We start from the raw sequence: 21466 nt of genomic DNA, 5'->3' as shown, positions 1-21466 counted from the left end.
TTCAATAACGATTTGCCGCACAAAAGGTAAAATTTGAGCCGGCTGTCTGATTTATGTTTCACATGGAACAAATGTGCTGAACGTTTGTCTATTGCAATAAATATGAAAACATTTATTATAAGTTATATATTTGAAAAAATGGAATTTTAAAATTTTTATTATTTCCCAGGTTAAATTGTTTGCGTTCCCTTTATTATCATGTAATAATTTCTGTTAACAACTAGATATTTAGTATTTCAAAACAGATCTCTATAATACTGCAAGTGGTGGTGTATAAAATGGAAGGAATCAATCAGTTGCCAGTGAAAGTAGGGGATTGGGTAAAAGGAAAAACAAAAAGCGGCGAATTTATTTACGGTTATGTTGAAACGATAGATTCATCACAAAAGATTATAAGAGTAAAAGTTATGGCTTGTGACAATGAAATCGTCGTTGGTAAAACAGTTGAAACATTAAATCATTGGGTAAAAAAATTGCCCGTATCTCCAATAGAAAATGAAGAGCAGATTAAAGCATTAATTGATTTAGCCTTGTTAACAAAAGATGAAAATTGGTTTATGGAGCTGTCCAACAAATTAAAACAATTAACGAAAGAAAAGGAGAAAGAAAACATAATATAAATGAATAGGACAGCTCCGATGATAATTTTTTCACAATAATTTTTATGATCGTTTTAATACGATTCACGTTCCCCCGTTATAACTTTATGTTATCCTCCCAGAATATAGAGCATTTTATTATTTCAATATATTATACTTCTTTCCCATTGCCAAAAACCTTTATTCTTTTATAGCTGCCCACATTCCTACATTGTATATATTTTTTATCAGCTCAATTCAGTTGTTATGTAATGAAGGAAGACGTTTGAAAAACATCATCATACTGATCAATATTTGTTCACAATAGGGAGTTCTGCTTACATATGCAGAAGAACCGGCGGCATTTTTCAAAGTGATCGTTGGAACGTCGTTTCGTCTTTTTTTGAAGCATACTAAAAAATCACTGATTTTAAACATTAAGAATTACCGTTTAAATGCCATGAAGCCGTTTCATTTAGAAAGAACAAGGCTTTGCCAAATCACCATTCGATCAAGTTAATAACTGGTAATACAATTTCCAAACATATGCATAACGGAAAAAAGAGAATGATTTGGCCTTCCGTGCAGCAGCAAGAAAGACTGATTCCAATCTTTTGGAATCGGTTTTTTTTATGACCAATTTTGTCGATGCGTCCAGTACGATCGACAACTGTAAATTTCTGTATTTTCGGGATATCAAAAGAAGGGCGCCCCAATTTCTCATGATTGAAAAAGTAAAAGGGGTTTCCAGCATTTTTGGTTTAAAAAGTTTCAAAAATAAAAGGAGCTTCATTCAGTGGATCGCTAGTTCTCACAGCTTTTTTGTAATGCTACAATATAGGAGAATATTAGAAAAATTCGATAAACATTGTAAGCTGGCATGTGATGCAATTGGACGAAAAGCTTTAATCAACAATTGAAGGAGGTGTTTTATAATGAAGAAAAGAGAGTATGTCAAACAATGTTGGAAGCGCTTTATTTTTGAAAATAAGCTCGACGAAAAATTATCTCCCATTGTAAAGGATTCATGGATTCGTTCCAAAGAAATGAATGTTGATCCTTTTCAACGATATGGTCAAATGAAAAAAATCGAAATAGACCATTACAAGCCTTTAATTGAATGTTCGGTTCCGTTTATGGAAGGATTGTATTCAATCGTAAAGGGCTCGGGTTTTTTAGTGATTCTTTGCAACGAAAAGGGACAGTTGTTAAAATCAATTGGCGACGCTGATACGTTAAAGATGGCAGCTGATATTCAATTTGTGGAAGGTGCTGATTGGAGTGAACAAGCAATGGGAACGAATGCAATCGGCACTTCGATTGTGATCAATCAACCTGTACAAATATATGCTGAGGAGCATTATTCGGAAATTTGCCAGGCATGGACATGCTCGGCTGCGCCCATTCACGATTCAAAAGGAAAGATAATCGGCGTATTAAATGTTTCAGGCCCATATGAAAAAGTGCATCCACATACTTTAGGAATGGTAGTGTCAGCAGTGAAAGCGATTGAGTACCAACTGGAGCTGATTGAAAAGACAGAAAAAAACATTATGATGCAAAGATTTCTTGAAGCGACTACCAATAATATGAAAGAGAGCATCCTCATTTTCGATACGGAAGGGCTCATTATTAAAGTGAATGATCAATTAAAAAAGCTGCTTCAATTGAATCATTCTTGCCTGGAAGGGAAAAAGATCAGCGAAGTTTTTAGCAACAAATCGATTATTTCCAATCGCCCTCGACATCTTCAAAATCATGAACTGCACTTAAAAATAAAACAGTCAAACAAAGTTTTTCATGTTCTAGTTGATAAACTCCCCATTTATAAAGACAGCCAATGGATCGGTTCAATGATGATTATAAAAGAGATTCAAAAGATAAGACAATTTATTAATCATTTATCAGGCAATCAGGCGAAAATCACTTTTTCTGATATGATCGGGAAGCATCCCCAGTTTCTCCAAAAAGTAAACGAAGCGAAGCTAGCAGCAAAAACGGACTCAAATGTATTAATTTTAGGAGAAAGCGGTACGGGAAAAGAAATGTTTGCACAAGCGATCCATAATGAAAGTGACAGAAAACATAAGCCTTTTATAGCCATCAATTGCGGCGGAATTCCTCGAGATTTATTAGGAAGCGAACTGTTTGGTTATGCGGACGGTGCTTTTACCGGAGCGAAAAAAGGGGGAAGTGCAGGAAAATTTGAGCTTGCCGATGGCGGTACGCTTTTTTTAGATGAGATTGGAGAAATGTCTTTGGAAATGCAAGTATTGCTTTTACGAGTCATACAAGAAAAGGAAGTGGTGCGAATCGGCGGGCATAAAGTTTTGCCTGTTGATGTTCGCATCATCGCAGCGACGAACAAAAATCTTCGGGAAGAGGTCGAAAAAGGCAGCTTTCGGGAGGATTTGTTTTTCCGGCTTAATGTCATGCCGATCACTTTGCCGTCATTGCGAGAAAGAAAAGAAGACATACCGCTCCTTGTTCATCATTTTATTGAAAAAAATTGTGAAAAGTTAAATAAGCCTTTTCCTGAAATCAAACCGGATTTTTTTCAAGCGTTAATACATTATCATTGGCCGGGAAACATTAGAGAATTGCAAAATATAGTAGAAAGAACTTTAAACAAATTGACGAAGCCTGTTTTAACTATTAAAGATTTGCCTGAGGAAATTATAAAAACGGACTCCAAGCCAAAATCGGAAACGGTGTTTATTCATCGAGATGAAATGAAAAAGCAGTCGATCTTGCAAGCTTTACGTCTATATAACGGCAACATCACAAAAGCTGCGCAATATTTAGGGATATCACGAAGCACTTTTTATCGGCAAATGCAAAGATTTCAAATCCCTTATTAATATCATTTTGTTTCATTTCGTATCAAATTGTATCATTGTGTCTCTAAAAAGCGTCCCAAAACGGGACGTTTTTTTTGTAGCATAAAAAATCTTATTCATTTTCAATGAAACTAAATATATCAATCACAAAAAATGTAGTTTGGCACAATTTTTGCATTTAACTATTTGAAACCGTTTTCTATTTTGGTAGAAGGGAGAGAATACATTGGCAATTTCTAAAAATGATCTTTTATGGATGTATGAAAACATGTACAAAATCCGTTATTACGAAGACAAAATGGCAGAAGCTTATACTGAAGGGAAAAATCCGGTTTTCAATATTGGGGCGGGTCCTGTTCCTGGCGAGATGCATTTGGCAACAGGGCAAGAACCGGCAGCCGTCGGCATATGTGTTCATTTGAAAAAAGAAGATACGGTTACGTCGCCGCACAGGCCTCATCATCATGCCATCGCGAAAGGCGTTGACCTAAATAAAATGACGGCTGAAATTTTCGGAAAAGAAACCGGGCTTGGCAAAGGCAAGGGAGGACATATGCATTTGTTTGATCCGGATGTCAAGTTTTCCTGTGGAGGAATTGTTGGAGCAGGAATCCCACACGCTCTTGGAGCAGCTTTAGCTGCTAAGAAAAAAGGGAAAGACTGGGTTGCGGTTTCATTTATTGGAGAGGGAGCTGCCAATCAAGGAGCTTTCCATGAGTCATTAAATATGGCAGCACTTTGGAATTTACCTCTTATTGTGGTGATTGAAAATAATCAGTACGGAATTTCTGTTCCGAAAACAGCATCGACATCTGTAGCATCTAACGATGTTCGTGCAGCTGCATATGGCATTAAAGGATATTACGTCAAAGACAACGATCCGATCAGCATGTACGAAGTATCAAAAGAAGCAGTGGAACGCGCCAGACGAGGCGAAGGTCCATCGATTATTGAAATTGAAACATATCGTTACTTGGGACATTTCCAAGGGGATCCGGAGTTGTATAGAGATAAAAATGAAGTGTCGCTTCTTCGGGATAAAGATCCGATCGTCCGCCTTCGAAATCTATTAATCTCTGAACAAAACATAGCGGAAAACGATCTTGACATCATTGAAAATAAAGCAAAACAGGAAGTAGACGCTGCTTATCAATTTGCACGCAGCAGCAATTATCCGAATCCGGAAGATGCTTTAAATGATTTATACGTTTCGTAAATAAACAGGAAAGGGGTTATAAGCTGTGCAAGGAACAAAAACGCGCTTATTAACGGGAAATAAAGCCATGGCGGAAGCGATTAAATTGGAGATGGAGCGGGATCCAAACGTGTTTGTCATGGGGGAGGATGTCGGGGTTTACGGGGGAATCTTCGGATCGACAGAAGGATTATTTCAACAATTTGGATCAGATCGAGTGATTGATACCCCGATATCTGAAACTGCATTTATTGGAGCGGCCGTTGGCGCAGCAGCCGAAGGAATGCGGCCGATCGTTGAATTGATGTTTGTCGATTTCTTTGGCGTTTGCATGGATCAAATTTATAACCATATGGCAAAAATCCCTTATATGTCGGGCGGTCGAGTGAAGCTGCCGATCGTGCTGATGACCGCTGTTGGCGGAGGGTACAGTGATGCTGCTCAGCACTCTCAAACTTTGTATGCAACGTTTGCGCATTTGCCGGGAATGAAAGTGGTGGCTCCATCCACTCCATATGATTTAAAAGGGATGATGATTTCAGCCATTCGGGATGATAATCCAGTAGTCTTTATGTTCCATAAAACATTGCAAGGCTTAGGATGGATGGATCAATTAGACGCATCAGTCGGTCATGTTCCGGAAGAAGCCTACACGGTGCCGTTAGGAAAAGCAAACGTTGTTAGGGAAGGGAAGGATATAACAATTGTAGGGATTCAAATGACGACTCATCATGCGCTTGAGGCTGCCAAAAAGCTGGAGCAAGAAGGAATTGAAGCAGAAGTCATCGATTTGCGTTCACTTGTCCCGTTAGATCGTGAAACAATCCTGAAATCCATTAAAAAGACTCATCGATTACTTGTAGTAGATGAAGATTATTTATCATACGGCATGACGGCGGAGATTGCTGCCATAGCTGCAGAGGAAGGCTTGTATGACTTAGAAGCTCCGGTCAAACGATTGGCTGTACCAGATGTGCCGATTCCTTTCAGCCGCCCGCTTGAACAGTTTGTTTTACCGAATGCAGAAAAAATTTATCAAGAAGCTATAAAACTCGTTAATGAATAAATCTACCATTTCTTTCACAGGAGGCCAACATGATTATTGAAATTAAATTGCCGCAATTGTCGGAAGAATATAATGAGAGCTTAATTGCATTTTGGCATGTGTCTGAAGGGGATGAGGTGGAGCAAAATGACATACTTGTTGAAGTTCAAACGGAAAAGGCGGTATCGGAGCTGCATGCACCTGCAAGCGGAATCGTGAAGGAAATCCGTAAAAAAAGAGGAGATACAGCATCTGTCGGCGAAGTGCTTGCAACAATTGAAACAGCTGAACGCGACGGGCAGCCAGACATAAAACAAGAAGAAACGAATGAAAGATCGGAAGAACAAATAGCAACGGAGCAAAAGGTCGAGAAAAGGGCGACGCCGCGAGTGAAGAAATTAGCGAAAGAGCTAGGGGTGGATTGGCGGCTTGTGGAGCCGACTGGTTTAAACGGGAAAGTATCGGAAGAAGATATTCGCAACGAGTACAAGAAGCGGGAAAAAGAGAAGCAAACAAATTCTTCATTCATAGTTGCCGCGCCATCCGTGCGCAAATTTGCAAGAGAACATCAAGTGAATCTTGAAGAGGTAATTCCATCGGGTCCAAACGGCAAAATATTAAAAGAAGATATTGAGGCCGTGATCAAAAGGCGCAAAAATCAGCAGCTTGAAATGGAAAATCAGCAAAAACATCAGAAGGAAGAAACAAAGACCAATTCGGTACAAGATGAATATATTCCGCTTTCAAACATTCGCAAACTCATTGCACGTTCAATGGTTCATTCGAAAAAGACGATTCCGCATGTAACACATTTTGATGAAGCGAATGTTACTAAGCTTGTTCAGCATCGGCAAAGCATAAAATCGTTTGCGGAAGAGGAAGCAATCAAACTCACCTATTTAGCTTATGTTGTGAAAGCGTTGACGATCGTTTTGAAAAAGTATCCACAATTAAACGCTTCCTTTCATGAAGAACGTGAAGAAATCATTTTGAAGAAACAATACCATATCGGTTTTGCTGCTGATACAGACCGCGGTCTTGTCGTGCCGGTCATACGGCATGCAGACCAAAAAACATTATTTCAAATTGCTAAAGAAATTCACGAGCTTACCCTAAAGGCAAGAGATGGTACCATTCAAGCGGATGAAATGACAGGCTCTACATGTACGATATCGAATATCGGATCAGCTGGCGGCGCATGGTTTACACCGATTATCAACCATCCGCAATCGTGTATTCTTGGCATCGGCCGAATCGAGAAAAAAACTGTTGTGGTCGATGATTCGATTGAAATTGCATCCATGATGGCGTTATCGCTCAGTTATGATCACCGGATTATGGACGGAGTGTTGGCACAAAAAGCATTGAACGAGCTAAAAAAATATTTGAACGAGCCAAATTTCATTTTTGTCAATTAATGTGGGTTTGAAGAAATATAGACAATATTGGGGCTGTTCAGACAGTCAAATCTCCATTGAAAACAAAAAACATCAAATATCAACGTTTTTAAAATTTTAAAGGGGCACGTCTATAAGCCGAAAAAGTCTTATAGACAAGCCCCTTTGTCCTTCACAACAATTTTAAATTCTGCCCTTGAGACGTTCTTACTTTTTTTACTTATTTCAGATCAATTGAAAACAGACCGACGCCTAGCATTTTTATGGGCTGCTTTAACAGGTTTCCCTAAGAACAGTAGCTGGGGTCCGATTATTTTATTTTTTGGTTTTCTCCGCAAAATGAAGCGGATGTCTTCTCGACTTTTTATGGTAAAATAATTAACAACAGTCTCTATTAAAGGAAGAGGATGCATGTGAAAAATTGGCTGCCCATTTTGTTTATTAGCTGTGGTTTGTTTTGTGTCGCATATGGCGGATGGAAGTTATGGTCAATGCACAGCGCACAAAATGAGGCATTGAAGGAAGCCCATCAGCTTGTTGGTGCAGAAGGTCTAAAGAAAAAGGAGAGAAGCGAAGTTGTACCAAGCGACTTTCAACCGAAAATGGACGAGGTGATTGGCATTTTGCACATCCCGAAACTTAAAGCACAATTGCCGATCGTTGAGGGGACGGATGAAGACGAATTGGAGAAAGGCGTCGGTCATTACAGAGGCACTGCTTTTTCTGGGCAAAACGACCAAATCGTTTTATCAGGACATCGGGATACAGTTTTTCGCAATGTTGGCGATTTAAAAATTGGAGATGAACTCATTGTTGAAATGGAGTATGGTCGTTTCACATATTTGATTCAAGAAACAGAGATTGTTGATGCCGATGATCGAACAGTGATCCGATCTACTGCTCCAAACGAAGTTTTAACGTTAACAACATGCTATCCGTTCGGTTATATTGGAAATGCGCCACAGCGATATATTATTTATGCGGTACCGGCATAATTCAGTGGAAAAACGAGCCCTTGCTATAAAGCATCAAGGGCTCTTTTCTGTTTTAATAAAGTCATTCAGCCGTCTATCGGTAACTGTTCATTTAGCATTTGAATGAAGTTAAATGAGCGGTAATTGAATGATAAATTTGGGGCTTTAATTGCAGATTAAGGCGATGTCGATTTCAAATTATTTCATAGTAAGATCCAATGGGCATTCATAAATAAAAAATTCTATTTTTTTGATTGGAGAGTTGTTCGAGTTTTGTTTTTCAATATTTCATTACTGTACACGTGCATGTATGCTGGATGTCTCTTGCAATTGGCAGTATATTTTACACTTTACATCTGCATTTTGCTGAAAAAAAGACTGCTAAACTGTCTGGATGAATAATATTGGATTACCTGTTATGACCAGAAGCCCGGTTTTTTACTATTGGCACCCAATGGTTCAGTTATTGCTGTGATTGGATATTTGCCATCGGATACAATGTGTTGCGTAGTTTGAAGAATTGACTTTGTCAATCATTTAAAATGCCGCCTCGGAATATATAACAATTTGTTTTTTATTCTAAAAACCTTTTTTCCCTTTTAACGCTAATAAAGTTTTACAAACAATTAATTTTTAAAAAAGTAGAAAAAGTATTGCTTTTTATTTTGTAATCGATTACACTAGATTACAAATCTAGCATAAAAAATAATACAGCCAAAGGATTTTTATCTAGGAAATGGAGATCTGGATATGGTTAGAATTAGCGATGTTGCAAAAATGGCAAATGTGTCCACAGCTACTGTTTCCAGAGTTTTAAGCAATTCTGGGAACGTCAAAAAAGAAACGGCTGAAAAAGTATTGGAAGCAATCAAAAAGCTGAATTATCAACCAAATTTATTGGCTCGACAGCTGAGACGCTTAGAAACAAAAACGGTTCTTGTTGTAGTGCCTGATATAACAAATACATTTTTCTCAAAAATATTGAGAGGGATAGAGCAAGTAGCGATTGAAAACGATTACGAGGTCCTTCTCGGCGACACCGGGAATAGTTTAGAGCGTGAAAAAGGCTATTTAGATATATTGCGCCAGAAAAAAGCAGATGGAATGATTTTGTTGACCGCAAGACTTGAATCTCATTTATTAGAGGAGATTTCTCATGAATTCCCAGTGGTGCTCGCATGTGAATATTTGGAGGGATCGGATATTCCAACTGTTTCTATTGATAATATTAGCAGTGCCAGAAAAGCTACGGAATATTTGATCAGCTTGGGCCATAAACGAATAGGATTTTTATCAGGCCCAATGGACGTAATATTGAGCAGAGACCGCTTAAAGGGCTTCAAGCAAGGAATGATGCAGCATGATATTGCGATCGAACCGAATTTAATTCAAGAGGGAGATTTTTCATTTGAGAGCGGTTTTAATTTAATGACAAAACTGCTTGCGCTTACTGAACCGCCAACTGCTGTTTTTGCGTCAAGCGACGAAATGGCCATTGGAGCGATAAAAGCGATCAAAGCAAAAGGATTGAAAGTTCCAGATGATATCTCAATAGTTGGTTTTGACGATATTAAATTCGCATCTATTTTTGAACCTGCGCTAACAACTGTTTCACAGCCTATGTTTGAGATAGGTCAGAAAGCGATGGAATTATTAATAAAACTTATTCAGAAAGATAAGCTGGAAAAAAGCCAATATATATTAGAAGATCAACTGGTTATTCGCGAGACATGCAAAGAGAAGAAGAAAGATATGATTAAAATGTAATGGATTACAAAAATATACGCCTTATTTTCCCTATTTTTTTCATTTTAATGTAATCGATTTCATTTTATGGGAGGTGATGGCAGCTTTTCAATACGAATGGGGTAAAAAAGCAACTGATGAACATGTAAAAGAATTAGGAGGGGTAAAAATGAAGCTAGGCTACCAGACCAATACTTGGGGCGGTGTTGTTGGCCATCCGGCAGGGGTTACGTCAATTAAAGATCTTTACTATTTGGCAAATGGATCAACAGAAGAAGCATTAAAAGATATAGCTGCTTCCGGTTATAAAGGTTTTGAAATTTTTGACGGAAATTTGATGCAATATGTAGATAGAAAAAAAGATTTTCAAGCATTAATGAACGAGTACTCTTTAGATTTTGTGGCGGTGTATACAGGCGGAAATTTTATTTTTCCAGATATTTTGGAAGAAGAAATGTTGAAAATTGAAAAGGTTGCAGCATTTGCTTCCGAATTAGGCGCCAATCATCTAGTTGTCGGCGGGGGAGCTGTACGTTCAAACGGGATTTTAGAAAACGATTACATTCATTTGGCAAATGCATTAAATAAAGTTGTGGAGATTGCCCAAAAGTACGATTTAATCCCAAGTTATCATCCTCACCTGGGAACGATCGTAGAATCACCTGCTCAATTAGATAAGCTGATGCCTTTAACAACTATTAATCTATGTCCTGATACGGCGCATCTTGAGGCAGGCGGAGGCGATCCAATCGAAATTATCAAAAAATACTCATCTAGAATCAAATATGTCCACTTTAAAGATTATGATAATGGTCAATTTTTGCCATTAGGAAAAGGACACCAAAATTTTGAAGAGATGACGAGAGTATTGCAAGAATCTAATTATGACGGCTGGATCACGATAGAATTAGACAGCTATTCGGATCCAAAACAAGGTGCAGAAATCAGCAGAAATTATTTAAAAAATATTGGTTTGTAACATTTTATGAAAAGGGGATGGCTTATGAGAAAATTTTTCGCGATATTTTCCATATTTGCAATAATTAGCAGCCTTATTCTCGTCGGTTGTAATCAAAACAAATCAAACAATGAAAATAGCTCTTCTGATCAAAACAAATCATCATCTGAAGCTCCTGCATCAGGACCTATCACGATTAATAAGGAAATTTCAGATGATCAGTTAATTTTAAGTAAAGGCCCGCACGGGGAAACAGCAGTTTCCGCCAAAACATTGGAGCTGACCGAAGAGGAAATAGCAAAAATAAAACAAGGAAACTATAAAGCGGCGATTGTCATGCATTATGCAGGGAACGACTGGTCAACCGCCCAAATTGACGGGCTAAAAGCAACGTTTGAAAGAATGGGAATAGAAGTAGTGGCTGTAACGGATGCAGACTTTAAATCTGAAAAACAAGTTTCGGATATTGAAACAGTGCTTGCTAAAAATCCGGATATTATTGTCAGTATTCCAGTAGACCCGGTATCTACCGCTGAGGCTTATAAAAAAGCTGCTGAATCAGGCGTAAAATTAGTTTTCATGGATAATGCGCCTCAAGGGCTAGAACATGGAAAAGATTATGTGAGTGTTGTTTCAGCAGATAACTACGGAAATGGAGTTGCAGCAGCTGAAATTATGGCTGAAAAACTGGGCGGTAAAGGGAAAATTGGAGTTATCTTTCACGACGCTGATTTCTTTGTGACGAAACAGCGTACAGAAGCTTTCGAAAAAACAATTCAAGAAAAATATCCTGATATTGAGATTGTTGCACGAGGCGGTATAACAGATCCAAACGATGGAGAAAAAGTGGCTTCGGGTATTTTAACGAAAAATCCTGATTTAGACGGCTTGTTTGTCGTTTGGGATGTACCTGCTGAAGGTGCACTCGCAGCAGCGCGGACAGCCGGGCGTGACGATTTAGTTATTACGACCATTGATCTAGGAACAAATGTAGCTTTGGAAATTGCTTCTGACGGTATTGTGAAAGGATTAGGAGCGCAGCTTCCGTATGACCAAGGAATTTCAGAAGCTATTTTAGCTGGATATGCATTGTTAGGCAAAGAAACCCCTCCGTATGTGGCAGTTCCAGCTTATAAAGTCACAAAAGAAAATGTTCTTGATGCATGGAAGCTTGTTTACCATAAAGAGGCACCAGATTCTATTCAGAGTGCAGCAAAATAATCATTATTCATTTTTTAAACTCAATGGGAGGTAAGGTTATGAAAAAGTTTAACATAGCAATGATCGGCGCTGGATTTATGGGGAAAGCCCATTCGCTTTCATATGCAGGTATGCCCATGTTTTTCTGGCCTGCTCCTGGAATCCCCCATCGCAAAACGGTTGTCGATGTTACGGATGAATTAGCAAAAGAGGCAGCTCAGCGTTTTGGTTTTGAAAGCTATTCTTCTAACTGGAGAGAGGTTATAGAAGATCCTGATATAGATATTGTTGATATTGTAACACCTAATGATACTCATGCTGAAATTGCCATTGCAGCGGCAAAGGCCGGCAAACATATAATAAGCGAAAAACCGTTGGCTAGAAATGCTGAAGAAGCAAAAAGGATGCTGGATGCTGTAAGAGAAGCAGGAGTTAAACATATGGTGGCTTTCAACTACAGAAGAACGCCAGCCGTAGCTTTAGCAAGAAAATATATTGAAGAAGGAAAAATTGGAAAAATACTGAATTTTCGCGGAACGTATTTGCAGGATTGGTCCGCAGATCCTCAATCACCTTTGTCCTGGAGATTCCAAAAAAAAGTTGCAGGTTCAGGTGCACTCGGAGATATTGGAACACATGTAATTGATTTTGCGCGGTATCTCGTTGGGGAGATCACAGATGTCATGGCAGTAACAAAAACATGGGTGCCGGAAAGACCGATTCAAACGAGCGGAGTTGATAAACTCGGCACAGTCAAAGGTGAGGCAGAGGCTCCTAAAGGTCAGGTTGACGTTGATGATGAATTTACAACGTTAGTAAAATTTGAAAACGGTGCCATCGGCAGTATTGAAGCAACACGTAATGCATGGGGAAGAAACAATTTCTTGACATTTGAAATCCATGGAGAAAAAGGGTCATTATATTTCAACTATGAACGACGTGATGAGCTGCAAGTTTGCTTTGCTGATGATCCAAGCGACAGCAAAGGATTTAGAACAATTTACACCGGTCCTGAGCATCCGTACGGTCAAGGATTATGGCCAATCCCAGCGTTGGGAATAGGGTATGGCGAAACAAAAATTATCGAAACTTATGATTTCATAAAATCCATTGTAGAAGATACTGAAGTTTCGCCGAATTTCTACGATGGCTATCAAATTGCCGTAATTTGTGATGCGATTTTAGAATCAGCTGAAAAAGGGATATGGGTAAATTTGAAATGAAAGAACAACTATTGAGGCTACTCTTGCTTTGAGTAGCCTCAAATTAAAAGAAGGTGATCAAAATGGACAAACCTTTATTATCAATGAAAGGAATTTCAAAATATTTTAACGGCATCAAAGTTTTAGACTCGGTTGATTTTACTTTAAACAAAGGTGAAGTTCATGCATTAATGGGGGGAAATGGCGCCGGCAAATCCACATTAATGAAAATATTAACAGGCGTCTATCAAGCTGATGAAGGTGAAATATATATTGAAGGAAACAAAGTAACGATTAAGGATGCGAACGATGCGAAAAACAATTATATTTCCATGATTTTTCAAGAATTTAGCTTAATCCCTTCACTGACTGTCGCTGAGAATATTTTTTTAGCTCGAGAGCCAAAAAATGCAATCGGGATACTTAATGATAAAAAGAGTATAGCCAGAACAAGAGAAATACTCAAGGAAATGGAAATTGACATCAATCCAAAGGATATCGTCGGAGATCTTGGTGTTGGGTACTGGCAAATGACTGAAATAGCAAAAGCTTTGTCGCATGAGACAAAAATATTAATTATGGATGAACCTACATCATCCTTAACGGAAAAAGAAACAGATGTTTTATTTAAAATCATCAATAAGTTAAAAAAGAAAGGTATTTCTATCATATATATCTCACACCGTATGGACGAGATTTTTAGAATATGCGATAAAATTACCATTTTACGTGATGGAAAAAAAGTTGCAACTGAACAATGTAATCAAATCGATATGGAAACTGTCATTCAGCATATTGTAGGGGATGATTTAGATAAATCGTTTGAATGGAAAGAAAGATATTATTCGACAGAGGGAACTCCAGTCTTAGAAGTCAAAAATTTAACTTCCAACTCCAAAGTAAAAGATATCAGCTTTCAGCTCTACTCAGGAGAGATTTTAGGAATTGCTGGATTAATGGGGAGCGGAAGATCTGAATTAGCGCGTGCCATTTTTGGCATTGACCCAATAAATAAAGGTGAAATTTATATAAAAGGCAAGAAGCATACAATCAAAAGTCCATCAGATGCGGTTAATGCCGGCATAGCACTTATTCCAGAGGACCGGAGGCTGCAGGGGTTAATTCTAGATTATAGTGTGAAAGAAAATACGATTTTACCGATTCTATCAAAATTAAAAAAAGGAATTTTCATCGACCATCGCAAGGCTAATATGATAACGGAAAAATTTGTAAAAAGACTAAATATTAAAACAGATCATATTTTTAAAACAGCAAAGCTGTTGTCTGGGGGCAACCAGCAGAAAATTGTATTAGCGAAATGGCTTGCTAATGACCCTGAAATATTAATTTTAGATGAGCCTACGATCGGTGTAGATATTGGCGCAAAAACCGAAATCATAGATATTATTCGTGAATTAGCTGACAGCGGGAAATCAATCATCGTCATTTCTTCTGAGCTGCAGGAGCTGTTAGCGGTAAGTGATCGAATTCTAGTAATACATGAAGGAAGAAATGTGAAAGAACTAAAAAGAAAGGAAATTCATTCAGAGGAGGTTCTCCAGCATGCTATCCAAGGACATTAAATTTAATGAGCAAGATCAGTTGCAAAATAACCTAAGTCCTTCGAAACGATCAATGGCATTTGATTGGCGCAATTATATTGTATATATAGCTTTTATTGGAGTGTTAATCTATTTTTCCGTTACGTTATATGACGATGGTTTTCTATCAACATCAAACTTATTGAATATCGCCCGCCAAACGGCGATGATTTCGATTATGGGAGTTGCGATGACTTTTGTAATTAGCACGGGCGAAATTGATCTTTCTGTCGGATCTATTACGGCGTTATCCTCTTTAACAGCAGCATTAGCGCTGCAAGCTGGCTTCGGCTTGATCGGGGGTCTGGCAGCTGGATTAGGAACCGGTTTGTTAGTTGGATTAGTAAACGGTTTTCTAGTTACGAAGATCGCCATCCCCTCATTTTTAGTTACGCTTGGGATGATGGAAGCGGTAAAAGGCTTGGCGATGTGGATAACAAATACTGCACCAGTGCCGATTGTCCATTCTACGTTTAATTATTTATTTGGTTCAGGAGATATCGGACCGATTCCTATTTTATTGATTTGGACAGTTGTGATTACAGTTATCGGCCATATTTTATTGAAAAAAACCGCGTTTGGCAGGCAGACACTAGCAACCGGGGGAAATGAAATTGCTGCCAAATATACAGGAATCAAAACGAATCGAATTAAATTTATTGTGTTTCTAGTTTCCGGTTTAATGGCAGGATTTGCTGGCTTATTATATGCCGGCCGGATGCATTCCGGGAGGTTTACATTTGGTGAAGGCGACGAACTATCCGTTATTGCTGCTGTAATTCTTGGCGGAACAAGCCTATTCGGGGGAGTCGGAACCGTTATTGGCACCGTTTTTGGTTCTATCATGATTGGAACAATAAACAATGGATTAATCATCATGGGGCTTGATGTAAGCCAGCAGATGATTATTAAAGGGTTGATCATCATTTTGGCCGTGGCGTTCGGAAGGAAAACATTAAAAAAATAATCATCCAAAAGAAAAGGAGCATTGTTTATGTCAGTTATCAAAGTAGGCGTAATCGGGACAGGGTTTTCTGCCAAGTCGCACATAGAAGCACTGAGAAGATTAAATGGTGTTGAAGTGGCTGCAATTAGTGCCAGAACATTAGAGAAGGCAAAAAAAGCAGCCGAACAATTTGGGATCCCGAGGTATTATGGAAATGAAGATGATTTAATAAATGATCAAGAAATAGATGTCGTTCATAATTGTACTCCTAATTATTTGCATTATTATATCAATAAAAAAGTTTTAGCTGCCGGCAAGCATTTACTGTCAGAAAAGCCGTTAGCAATGACGAGTGAAGAATCGAGTGAATTAGTAAGGTTAGCCGAAACAAAAAAGGTCGTCGCAGGAGTATGCTTCAACTACCGTCATTATCCGCTGGTTGCCCAAGTGAAAGAGCTGATGACCAGCGATGAATACGGTCCGGCACATTTAGTGTATGGAACGTATCTTCAAGATTGGCTCCTGTATGATACTGATTACAACTGGCGTTTAAATGAGGAAAAAAACGGCAGATCACGTGCGATTGCTGACATCGGTTCCCATTGGTGTGATACTATTCAATATGTTCTCAATCAAAAGATTGTCGAGGTATTTGCTGATTTAAAAACGGTTTATCCTGTAAGGAAAAGACCGGTTGGAGAAATCGAAACCTTTAAAAGTGGAGGTCAAGATTCTTTCGAAGAAATAGAGATTAATAGCGAAGATTGCGGCAGTGTGCTGGTTCATTTTGAAAATGGAGCACATGGGGTATTCACCATTTCGCAAGTAAGTGCTGGAAGGAAAAATTTCTTTACGTTTGAAATTGCCGCGCAAAAGAATACTATTTATTGGAATCAGGAAGAGCCAAACAAAATATGGATTGGACGCCGTGATCAGGCGAATATGGAGCTAGTACGGGATCCTTCCTTGCTATCTGACTTTTCTTCTTCGCTGGCGCATTACCCTGGCGGTCATCCAGAAGGATGGCCAGATGGTTTAAAAAACTTATTCATTGATTTTTATAAAGCAGTAAAAGCACATCCGAATCCAGCCTCTTCGTCCTTTGCCACTTTTGAAGACGGACACTACATTATGAAGCTGATTGAGGCTATATTAAAAAGCCACGAAGAGAAAAGATGGGTCAAGGTTGAGACAGGGGAGGTATTGAAATGAAATTAGGCGTTTTTACCGTACTTTACCAAGACCTGCCGTTCGAGGAAATGCTTGATAAAGTGCGAGAAATGGGGATAGAGGCGATAGAATTGGGGACTGGCAATTATCCGGGCAATAAACATTGCAATCCGGATGAATTGCTTGAAAACAGCATGAAACTAAAAGAATTTCAGCGGGCCATCGAAAGCAGAGGGCTGACGATAAGCGGTCTAAGCTTTCATGGCAACCCGCTTCACCCGGACAAGAAGTTTGCGGCTGAATCCCATGATGTATGGAGAAAAACAGTGCTGTTAGCAGAACGTTTGGAAGTATCAGTTGTGAATGGGTTTTCCGGATGTCCAGGCGATCATCCAAATGCGAAATATCCTAATTGGGTTACTTGTTCCTGGCCTCCGGAATATATGGAATTACTGGAATGGCAATGGAATGAAGTGACAATACCGTATTGGCGGGAGGAAGCAAAATTTGCCAAATTGCATGGTGTAAATAAAATTGCTTTTGAAATGCACCCAGGTTTTATTGTTTACAATCCTGAAACTTTATTAAAGTTAAGAGAAAATGTAGGGCCAAGTATTGGAGCGAATTTTGATCCAAGCCATCTCATTTGGCAAGGCATTGATCCTGTTGAAGCAATAAAAAAATTAGGACGTGAAAATGCCATATTTCATGTACACGCTAAAGATACTTATTTGGATCAAGCAAATATACAAGTGAATGGCGTTTTAGATACAAAGCATTACAGTAAAATTTTGGACCGATCATGGACATTTCGGTCGGTTGGCTATGGCCAAGGTGAAAAAGAGTGGAAGGATATTGTAAGTGCCTTGCGTGCTGCCGGATATGATTATGTTCTTTCAATTGAACATGAGGATATGCTGGCATCCATTGATGAAGGATTAGGAAAGGCAGTAAGCTTATTAAAGCAAATTCTTTTTAAAGAAGAAGTTGCTGAAATGTGGTGGGCATAACAGTCACATTGTAAAGGCAATCCCTAGGGAATTTTAAGAGTCCCTAGGTTTTTTTATTTGGGTTACGATGGGCATCACTTTTAATGCGAATTTTTTTTGCGGAAAGTCCTCTGCAAATAAAAGCTTAGGATATTCATCTGTCTTTCTTAAACAATTACGAATAAAATTTATTCATTAAGCCATTTGTTTGTGTGACGAGTGTAAAAAAAATAAATAATAAAATTTTCGTTATTAAAGAAAAAATGAAGATTGAATGATGAGAAAAACAAGAATTTCCAGCGTTTTCTGCGACGATCATAGATTTCATTAACTATATGTTTTTTTGACGAAATGAATAAAAAATATTGAAATTTTAAAAATTCAGATATATTATAATATTTGAAATATTAGTTCCGGAGGAAAAGGGAGGAGAAAAGATACCCAGGAAAATGAAAGCGTTTTAAAAAAAGGGGAGGCGAATTTTGAAAGCGTTTTACTTGACAAGTACGGGGGGATTTTGATGAAAAAGAAGTTATTTTTGATTATGCTAGTTGTTTTCTTAGCCGTTTTATCGGCTTGTGGCAACAGCGCGATTCAGTCAACATCGAAAAAAGAAGAAGGCGGGAGCAAAAGCGGAGGAACAATAAAAATTGGTGTGCTGCTTCCAGATTCGGGGGTTTATGCTTCACTTGGAAAGCATTTGCACAAAGGTATGGAGCTGTATTTTGACAGCATTGATTGGAAAATTGGCTCCAAAAAAATCGAAATTATTAAAGAAGACAGTGAAGCTGATCCGCAAGTAGCATTAAGGAAAGCGAGAAAATTGATTGATCAAGATAAAGTGGACATTTTAACAGGAACGGTAAGCACGGCGGTAGCCTATGCCATTCGCGATGAAGTGGATAAGAAAAAAATTCCGTTCCTTGTTTCGCATGCGGGAGGAAATGATTTAACGAGAAGCAAACGAAGTGACTATATTTGGCGTTCTTCTTTTTCCTCGTGGCAGATTGGCAATTCATTAGGAGAATGGGCGTTTCATAACGTAGGAAAGACAATGTACATTGCAGCAGCAGATTATGCGTTTGGACGGGAAGTATCTGAAGCGTTTAAAGAAGCTTATACTGCCGCAGGAGGAAAAATTGTCGGTGAAGTTTACCCGCCTCTCGGAAACAATGATTATTCCTCTTATTTGACCACGATTAAAAATGCAAAGGCTGAAGCAGTATATGCATTTTTCGCAGGAAGTGATGCGGTGAGATTTGTTCAGCAATACGATCAATTCGGGTTAAAAGAAGATAAGAAATTAATTGGTTCCGGCTGGCTTGTTTCAGAGGACGTGCGGAAATCACAAGGAAACGCAGGAGTTGGAACAATTTCCTCTATTTTCTGGGATTATAGTATAAAAACAGAAGAAAATAGACAGTTTAAAGAGGCTTTTGAAAAGAAATATAATGAACGCCCGACCATTGAAGCATTGGAAGGTTATGATGCTGCCAAAATTATCGCAGAAGCGCTGACAACGCTTGACGGCGACGCCTCAGATCCAGATAAAGTGGTAGAAGCGATTTCTAATGTTGAATTCATAAGCCCGAGAGGCCCGATTAAGTTTGACAAGGAGACCCACCACGTTATTCAAAACATGTATATCATTGAAACCAAGCTTGTGAATGGACAGACGGAAAACGAAGTGATCGAAATTATTGAAGAGGTGAGAGATCCAGGAAAATAGATAAAAAAAGAGGTGATAATCATGGATATTATCGGGGCGCAGCTAGTAAACAGCATTTCATACGGGCTTTTGCTCTTCGTCATTACATGCGGATTGTCGCTCGTCTTTGGCATTTTAGGAGTATTGAACTTGGCGCATGGATCGTTGTATATGATAGGAGCTTATGTCTCATATTCGATTACCGTCCATTCTGGACAAAATTTTGGGCTTGCCTTAATCATTGCACCTTTAGCAGTAGCTGTTTGCTCTCTCATTATTGAAATGATCTTATTGCGGCCGACTTATCAGCTAGGGCACCTGTCACAAGTATTGTTAACATTTGGGCTTGCGTATGTCATTCATGATATGACAGCGGCGATATGGGGATCGGATGTTTTATCGATCCCTTTGCCTCAAAGTTTATCAGGTACGGTAACCTTATTTAATCAAGCCTTTCCTGTCTATCGTTTAGCTGTAATTGCAATAGGTTTAATTTTAGCGGGGCTGTTGTGGTTCATTCAAGAAAAAACGCGCTGGGGGGCGATCATTCGCGCTGGACTGAGCGATAAAGAGATGATATGTGCTTTAGGTGTAAATATTCAACTAGTTTTTACCGTCGTGTTTTTCATAGGGGGATATTTAGCAGGTTTTGGCGGAGTCATTGCTGCGCCGATCCTCGGGCTTTATCCAAGCATGGAATTCCAAACGCTTATTTTGGCATTAGTTGTTCTCGTTATAGGGGGCTTAGGGTCGATCGCTGGAACGTTTGTGGCCAGCTTAACGATTGGGATTGTTGAGACTTTTTGCCGATTTTTAGTTCCTGAGTTAAGCTTGTTCGTTGTTTTCGGATTAATGGCGGTCGTCTTAATCGTCAAACCGAACGGATTGCTCGGAAGGCAGGTGGTTAAGCATTGAACAAAAAAGGTTTCGTTCTTATTGCCGCAGTTATGTTGCTCATCTTTTCCCCCTTTATCTTTTCTTTGTTTTATTTAAATTTGGTAACTGAAATTTTAATTTTAGCTATTTTCGCTCTTAGTTTAAATATTTTGGTCGGATATACCGGGCTGGTTTCGCTTGGCCACGCGGCGTTTTTTGGAGTCGGGGCTTATATGTCCGCCATTCTTGCAAGGGAGATATCTCCAAACTTTTTCCTTACTCTTTTCGCCTCGCTTGCGGCTGCAATCATTGCATCCGCCATCATCGGAATTTTTTGCGTAAAGGTGAGCGGCTTTTATTTTCTTATGTTAACATTGGCTTTTTCGCAAATGATTTATTCATTTGTCCACCAGTCAACGACTATCACGGGCGGTTCAAACGGATTATCAGGCATTCCAAGCCCTTTAATTGGATCACTTGATTTTTCAAACCCGGTTTACTTTTATTATTTGATATTGCTTTTGTTTATATTGATCTATGGCGGTTTAAGCCTCATCGTACACTCCCCTTTTGGGCAAGTATTAATAGGGATTCGCGAAAACGAAACAAGATTGAAATCGATGGGCTATCATACAACACTATATAAGCTTGCCGCATTTGTTATAGCTGGCGGGCTCGGCGGAGTAGCAGGATCGTTATATACAAGCTTTAACAGCTTCATTTCGCCTAGCGATGTATATTGGACGATGTCTGGCTCTGTTTTAATTATGGTTCTTATCGGCGGTTCTGGAACAATGATCGGGCCCGTTTTGGGCGCAGCTTTTATCGTCATTTTAGAAACGATTGTCAGCTCTTATACGACCATGTGGATGATGATTATCGGGATTATCTTTATCTTGTTTGTCGTATTTTTCCCAAAAGGAATTGTCGGGCTTGGAAAATTGCTCTTGCAGTCATTTTCAAAATCCAACAAGCTGTCAGCTATTTCCGGAAAAAAATCCAATGCGTTGTATAACAATGATGTGAAGAATTGAGGGATGG

General features: G+C 38.9%; 17 protein-coding genes. All 17 read left to right on the top strand.

Annotated features, from left to right (window positions below):
• Positions 1 to 278 precede the first annotated feature (278 nt).
• Positions 279 to 620, top strand: a complete 342-nt coding sequence (locus NSQ84_RS17805; RefSeq protein ID WP_063389111.1) for an IDEAL domain-containing protein — start codon at positions 279 to 281, stop codon at positions 618 to 620.
• Positions 621 to 1510: 890 nt separating this feature from the next.
• Entirely contained in the window at positions 1511 to 3439 is a 1929-nt protein-coding gene (locus NSQ84_RS17800) for a sigma-54-dependent Fis family transcriptional regulator (RefSeq protein ID WP_117016916.1), read from the top strand.
• Between the two features lie 205 nt (positions 3440 to 3644).
• Positions 3645 to 4634, top strand: coding sequence for a thiamine pyrophosphate-dependent dehydrogenase E1 component subunit alpha (locus tag NSQ84_RS17795; RefSeq protein ID WP_063389108.1), 990 nt, complete (start codon positions 3645 to 3647; stop codon positions 4632 to 4634).
• Between the two features lie 25 nt (positions 4635 to 4659).
• The gene (locus tag NSQ84_RS17790) at positions 4660 to 5679 is read left to right on the top strand and encodes an alpha-ketoacid dehydrogenase subunit beta (protein WP_063389107.1); all 1020 of its coding nucleotides are present in this window, start codon (positions 4660 to 4662) and stop codon (positions 5677 to 5679) included.
• 29 nt (positions 5680 to 5708) lie between these two features.
• A complete protein-coding gene (locus NSQ84_RS17785; RefSeq protein WP_327873545.1) occupies positions 5709 to 7076 on the top strand; it encodes a 2-oxo acid dehydrogenase subunit E2 in 1368 nt (455 codons plus the stop codon).
• 386 nt (positions 7077 to 7462) lie between these two features.
• A complete protein-coding gene (locus NSQ84_RS17780; protein ID WP_063389105.1) occupies positions 7463 to 8050 on the top strand; it encodes a class D sortase in 588 nt (195 codons plus the stop codon).
• Positions 8051 to 8779: 729 nt separating this feature from the next.
• On the top strand, positions 8780 to 9796 hold the full coding sequence (locus tag NSQ84_RS17775; RefSeq protein WP_066251427.1) for a LacI family DNA-binding transcriptional regulator: 1017 nt from the start codon (positions 8780 to 8782) through the stop codon (positions 9794 to 9796).
• Between the two features lie 76 nt (positions 9797 to 9872).
• Positions 9873 to 10754, top strand: a complete 882-nt coding sequence (locus tag NSQ84_RS17770) for a sugar phosphate isomerase/epimerase family protein (protein WP_242009308.1) — start codon at positions 9873 to 9875, stop codon at positions 10752 to 10754.
• Positions 10755 to 10778: 24 nt separating this feature from the next.
• On the top strand, positions 10779 to 11954 hold the full coding sequence (locus tag NSQ84_RS17765; protein ID WP_130156907.1) for a substrate-binding domain-containing protein: 1176 nt from the start codon (positions 10779 to 10781) through the stop codon (positions 11952 to 11954).
• Between the two features lie 38 nt (positions 11955 to 11992).
• Entirely contained in the window at positions 11993 to 13156 is a 1164-nt protein-coding gene (locus tag NSQ84_RS17760; protein WP_063389101.1) for a Gfo/Idh/MocA family oxidoreductase, read from the top strand.
• A gap of 62 nt (positions 13157 to 13218) precedes the next feature.
• A complete protein-coding gene (locus tag NSQ84_RS17755) occupies positions 13219 to 14718 on the top strand; it encodes a sugar ABC transporter ATP-binding protein (RefSeq protein ID WP_066251423.1) in 1500 nt (499 codons plus the stop codon).
• Between the two features lie 52 nt (positions 14719 to 14770).
• Complete coding sequence (locus NSQ84_RS17750; RefSeq protein WP_242513772.1) at positions 14771 to 15703, top strand: ABC transporter permease; 933 nt, start codon at positions 14771 to 14773, stop codon at positions 15701 to 15703.
• Positions 15704 to 15730: 27 nt separating this feature from the next.
• Positions 15731 to 16894, top strand: a complete 1164-nt coding sequence (locus NSQ84_RS17745) for a Gfo/Idh/MocA family oxidoreductase (RefSeq protein WP_327848484.1) — start codon at positions 15731 to 15733, stop codon at positions 16892 to 16894.
• Complete coding sequence (locus NSQ84_RS17740; protein ID WP_327848485.1) at positions 16891 to 17862, top strand: sugar phosphate isomerase/epimerase; 972 nt, start codon at positions 16891 to 16893, stop codon at positions 17860 to 17862. The genes NSQ84_RS17745 and NSQ84_RS17740 overlap by 4 nt, the downstream gene beginning before the upstream one ends.
• 499 nt (positions 17863 to 18361) lie before the next feature.
• Entirely contained in the window at positions 18362 to 19570 is a 1209-nt protein-coding gene (locus NSQ84_RS17735) for an ABC transporter substrate-binding protein (RefSeq protein WP_063389097.1), read from the top strand.
• A gap of 21 nt (positions 19571 to 19591) precedes the next feature.
• Entirely contained in the window at positions 19592 to 20464 is an 873-nt protein-coding gene (locus NSQ84_RS17730) for a branched-chain amino acid ABC transporter permease (RefSeq protein WP_327873546.1), read from the top strand.
• On the top strand, positions 20461 to 21459 hold the full coding sequence (locus NSQ84_RS17725) for a branched-chain amino acid ABC transporter permease (protein WP_327848486.1): 999 nt from the start codon (positions 20461 to 20463) through the stop codon (positions 21457 to 21459). Before NSQ84_RS17730 ends, NSQ84_RS17725 begins: the two co-directional genes overlap by 4 nt.
• Positions 21460 to 21466 lie beyond the last annotated feature (7 nt).

It is taken from the genome of Aeribacillus sp. FSL K6-3256 (genome assembly GCF_037965805.1).
GTDB lineage: Bacteria > Bacillota > Bacilli > Bacillales > Aeribacillaceae > Aeribacillus > Aeribacillus composti.
Note: the sequence above shows the minus strand (reverse complement) of the source record. Positions and strands in the feature narration are given on the sequence as shown.

Excerpts from the sequence above, each read along its gene's own strand:
- NSQ84_RS17775 (WP_066251427.1), top strand. The coding sequence starts at position 8,780 with ATGGTTAGAATTAGCGATGTTGCAAAAATGGCAAATGTGTCCACAGCT.
- NSQ84_RS17760 (WP_063389101.1), top strand. The coding sequence starts at position 11,993 with ATGAAAAAGTTTAACATAGCAATGATCGGCGCTGGATTTATGGGGAAA.
- NSQ84_RS17755 (WP_066251423.1), top strand. The coding sequence starts at position 13,219 with ATGGACAAACCTTTATTATCAATGAAAGGAATTTCAAAATATTTTAAC.
- NSQ84_RS17745 (WP_327848484.1), top strand. The coding sequence starts at position 15,731 with ATGTCAGTTATCAAAGTAGGCGTAATCGGGACAGGGTTTTCTGCCAAG.
- NSQ84_RS17785 (WP_327873545.1), top strand. The coding sequence starts at position 5,709 with ATGATTATTGAAATTAAATTGCCGCAATTGTCGGAAGAATATAATGAG.
- NSQ84_RS17735 (WP_063389097.1), top strand. The coding sequence starts at position 18,362 with ATGAAAAAGAAGTTATTTTTGATTATGCTAGTTGTTTTCTTAGCCGTT.
- NSQ84_RS17770 (WP_242009308.1), top strand. The coding sequence starts at position 9,873 with ATGGCAGCTTTTCAATACGAATGGGGTAAAAAAGCAACTGATGAACAT.
- NSQ84_RS17730 (WP_327873546.1), top strand. The coding sequence starts at position 19,592 with ATGGATATTATCGGGGCGCAGCTAGTAAACAGCATTTCATACGGGCTT.
- NSQ84_RS17750 (WP_242513772.1), top strand. The coding sequence starts at position 14,771 with ATGGCATTTGATTGGCGCAATTATATTGTATATATAGCTTTTATTGGA.
- NSQ84_RS17805 (WP_063389111.1), top strand. The coding sequence starts at position 279 with ATGGAAGGAATCAATCAGTTGCCAGTGAAAGTAGGGGATTGGGTAAAA.
- NSQ84_RS17780 (WP_063389105.1), top strand. The coding sequence starts at position 7,463 with ATGCATGTGAAAAATTGGCTGCCCATTTTGTTTATTAGCTGTGGTTTG.
- NSQ84_RS17740 (WP_327848485.1), top strand. The coding sequence starts at position 16,891 with ATGAAATTAGGCGTTTTTACCGTACTTTACCAAGACCTGCCGTTCGAG.
- NSQ84_RS17765 (WP_130156907.1), top strand. The coding sequence starts at position 10,779 with ATGAGAAAATTTTTCGCGATATTTTCCATATTTGCAATAATTAGCAGC.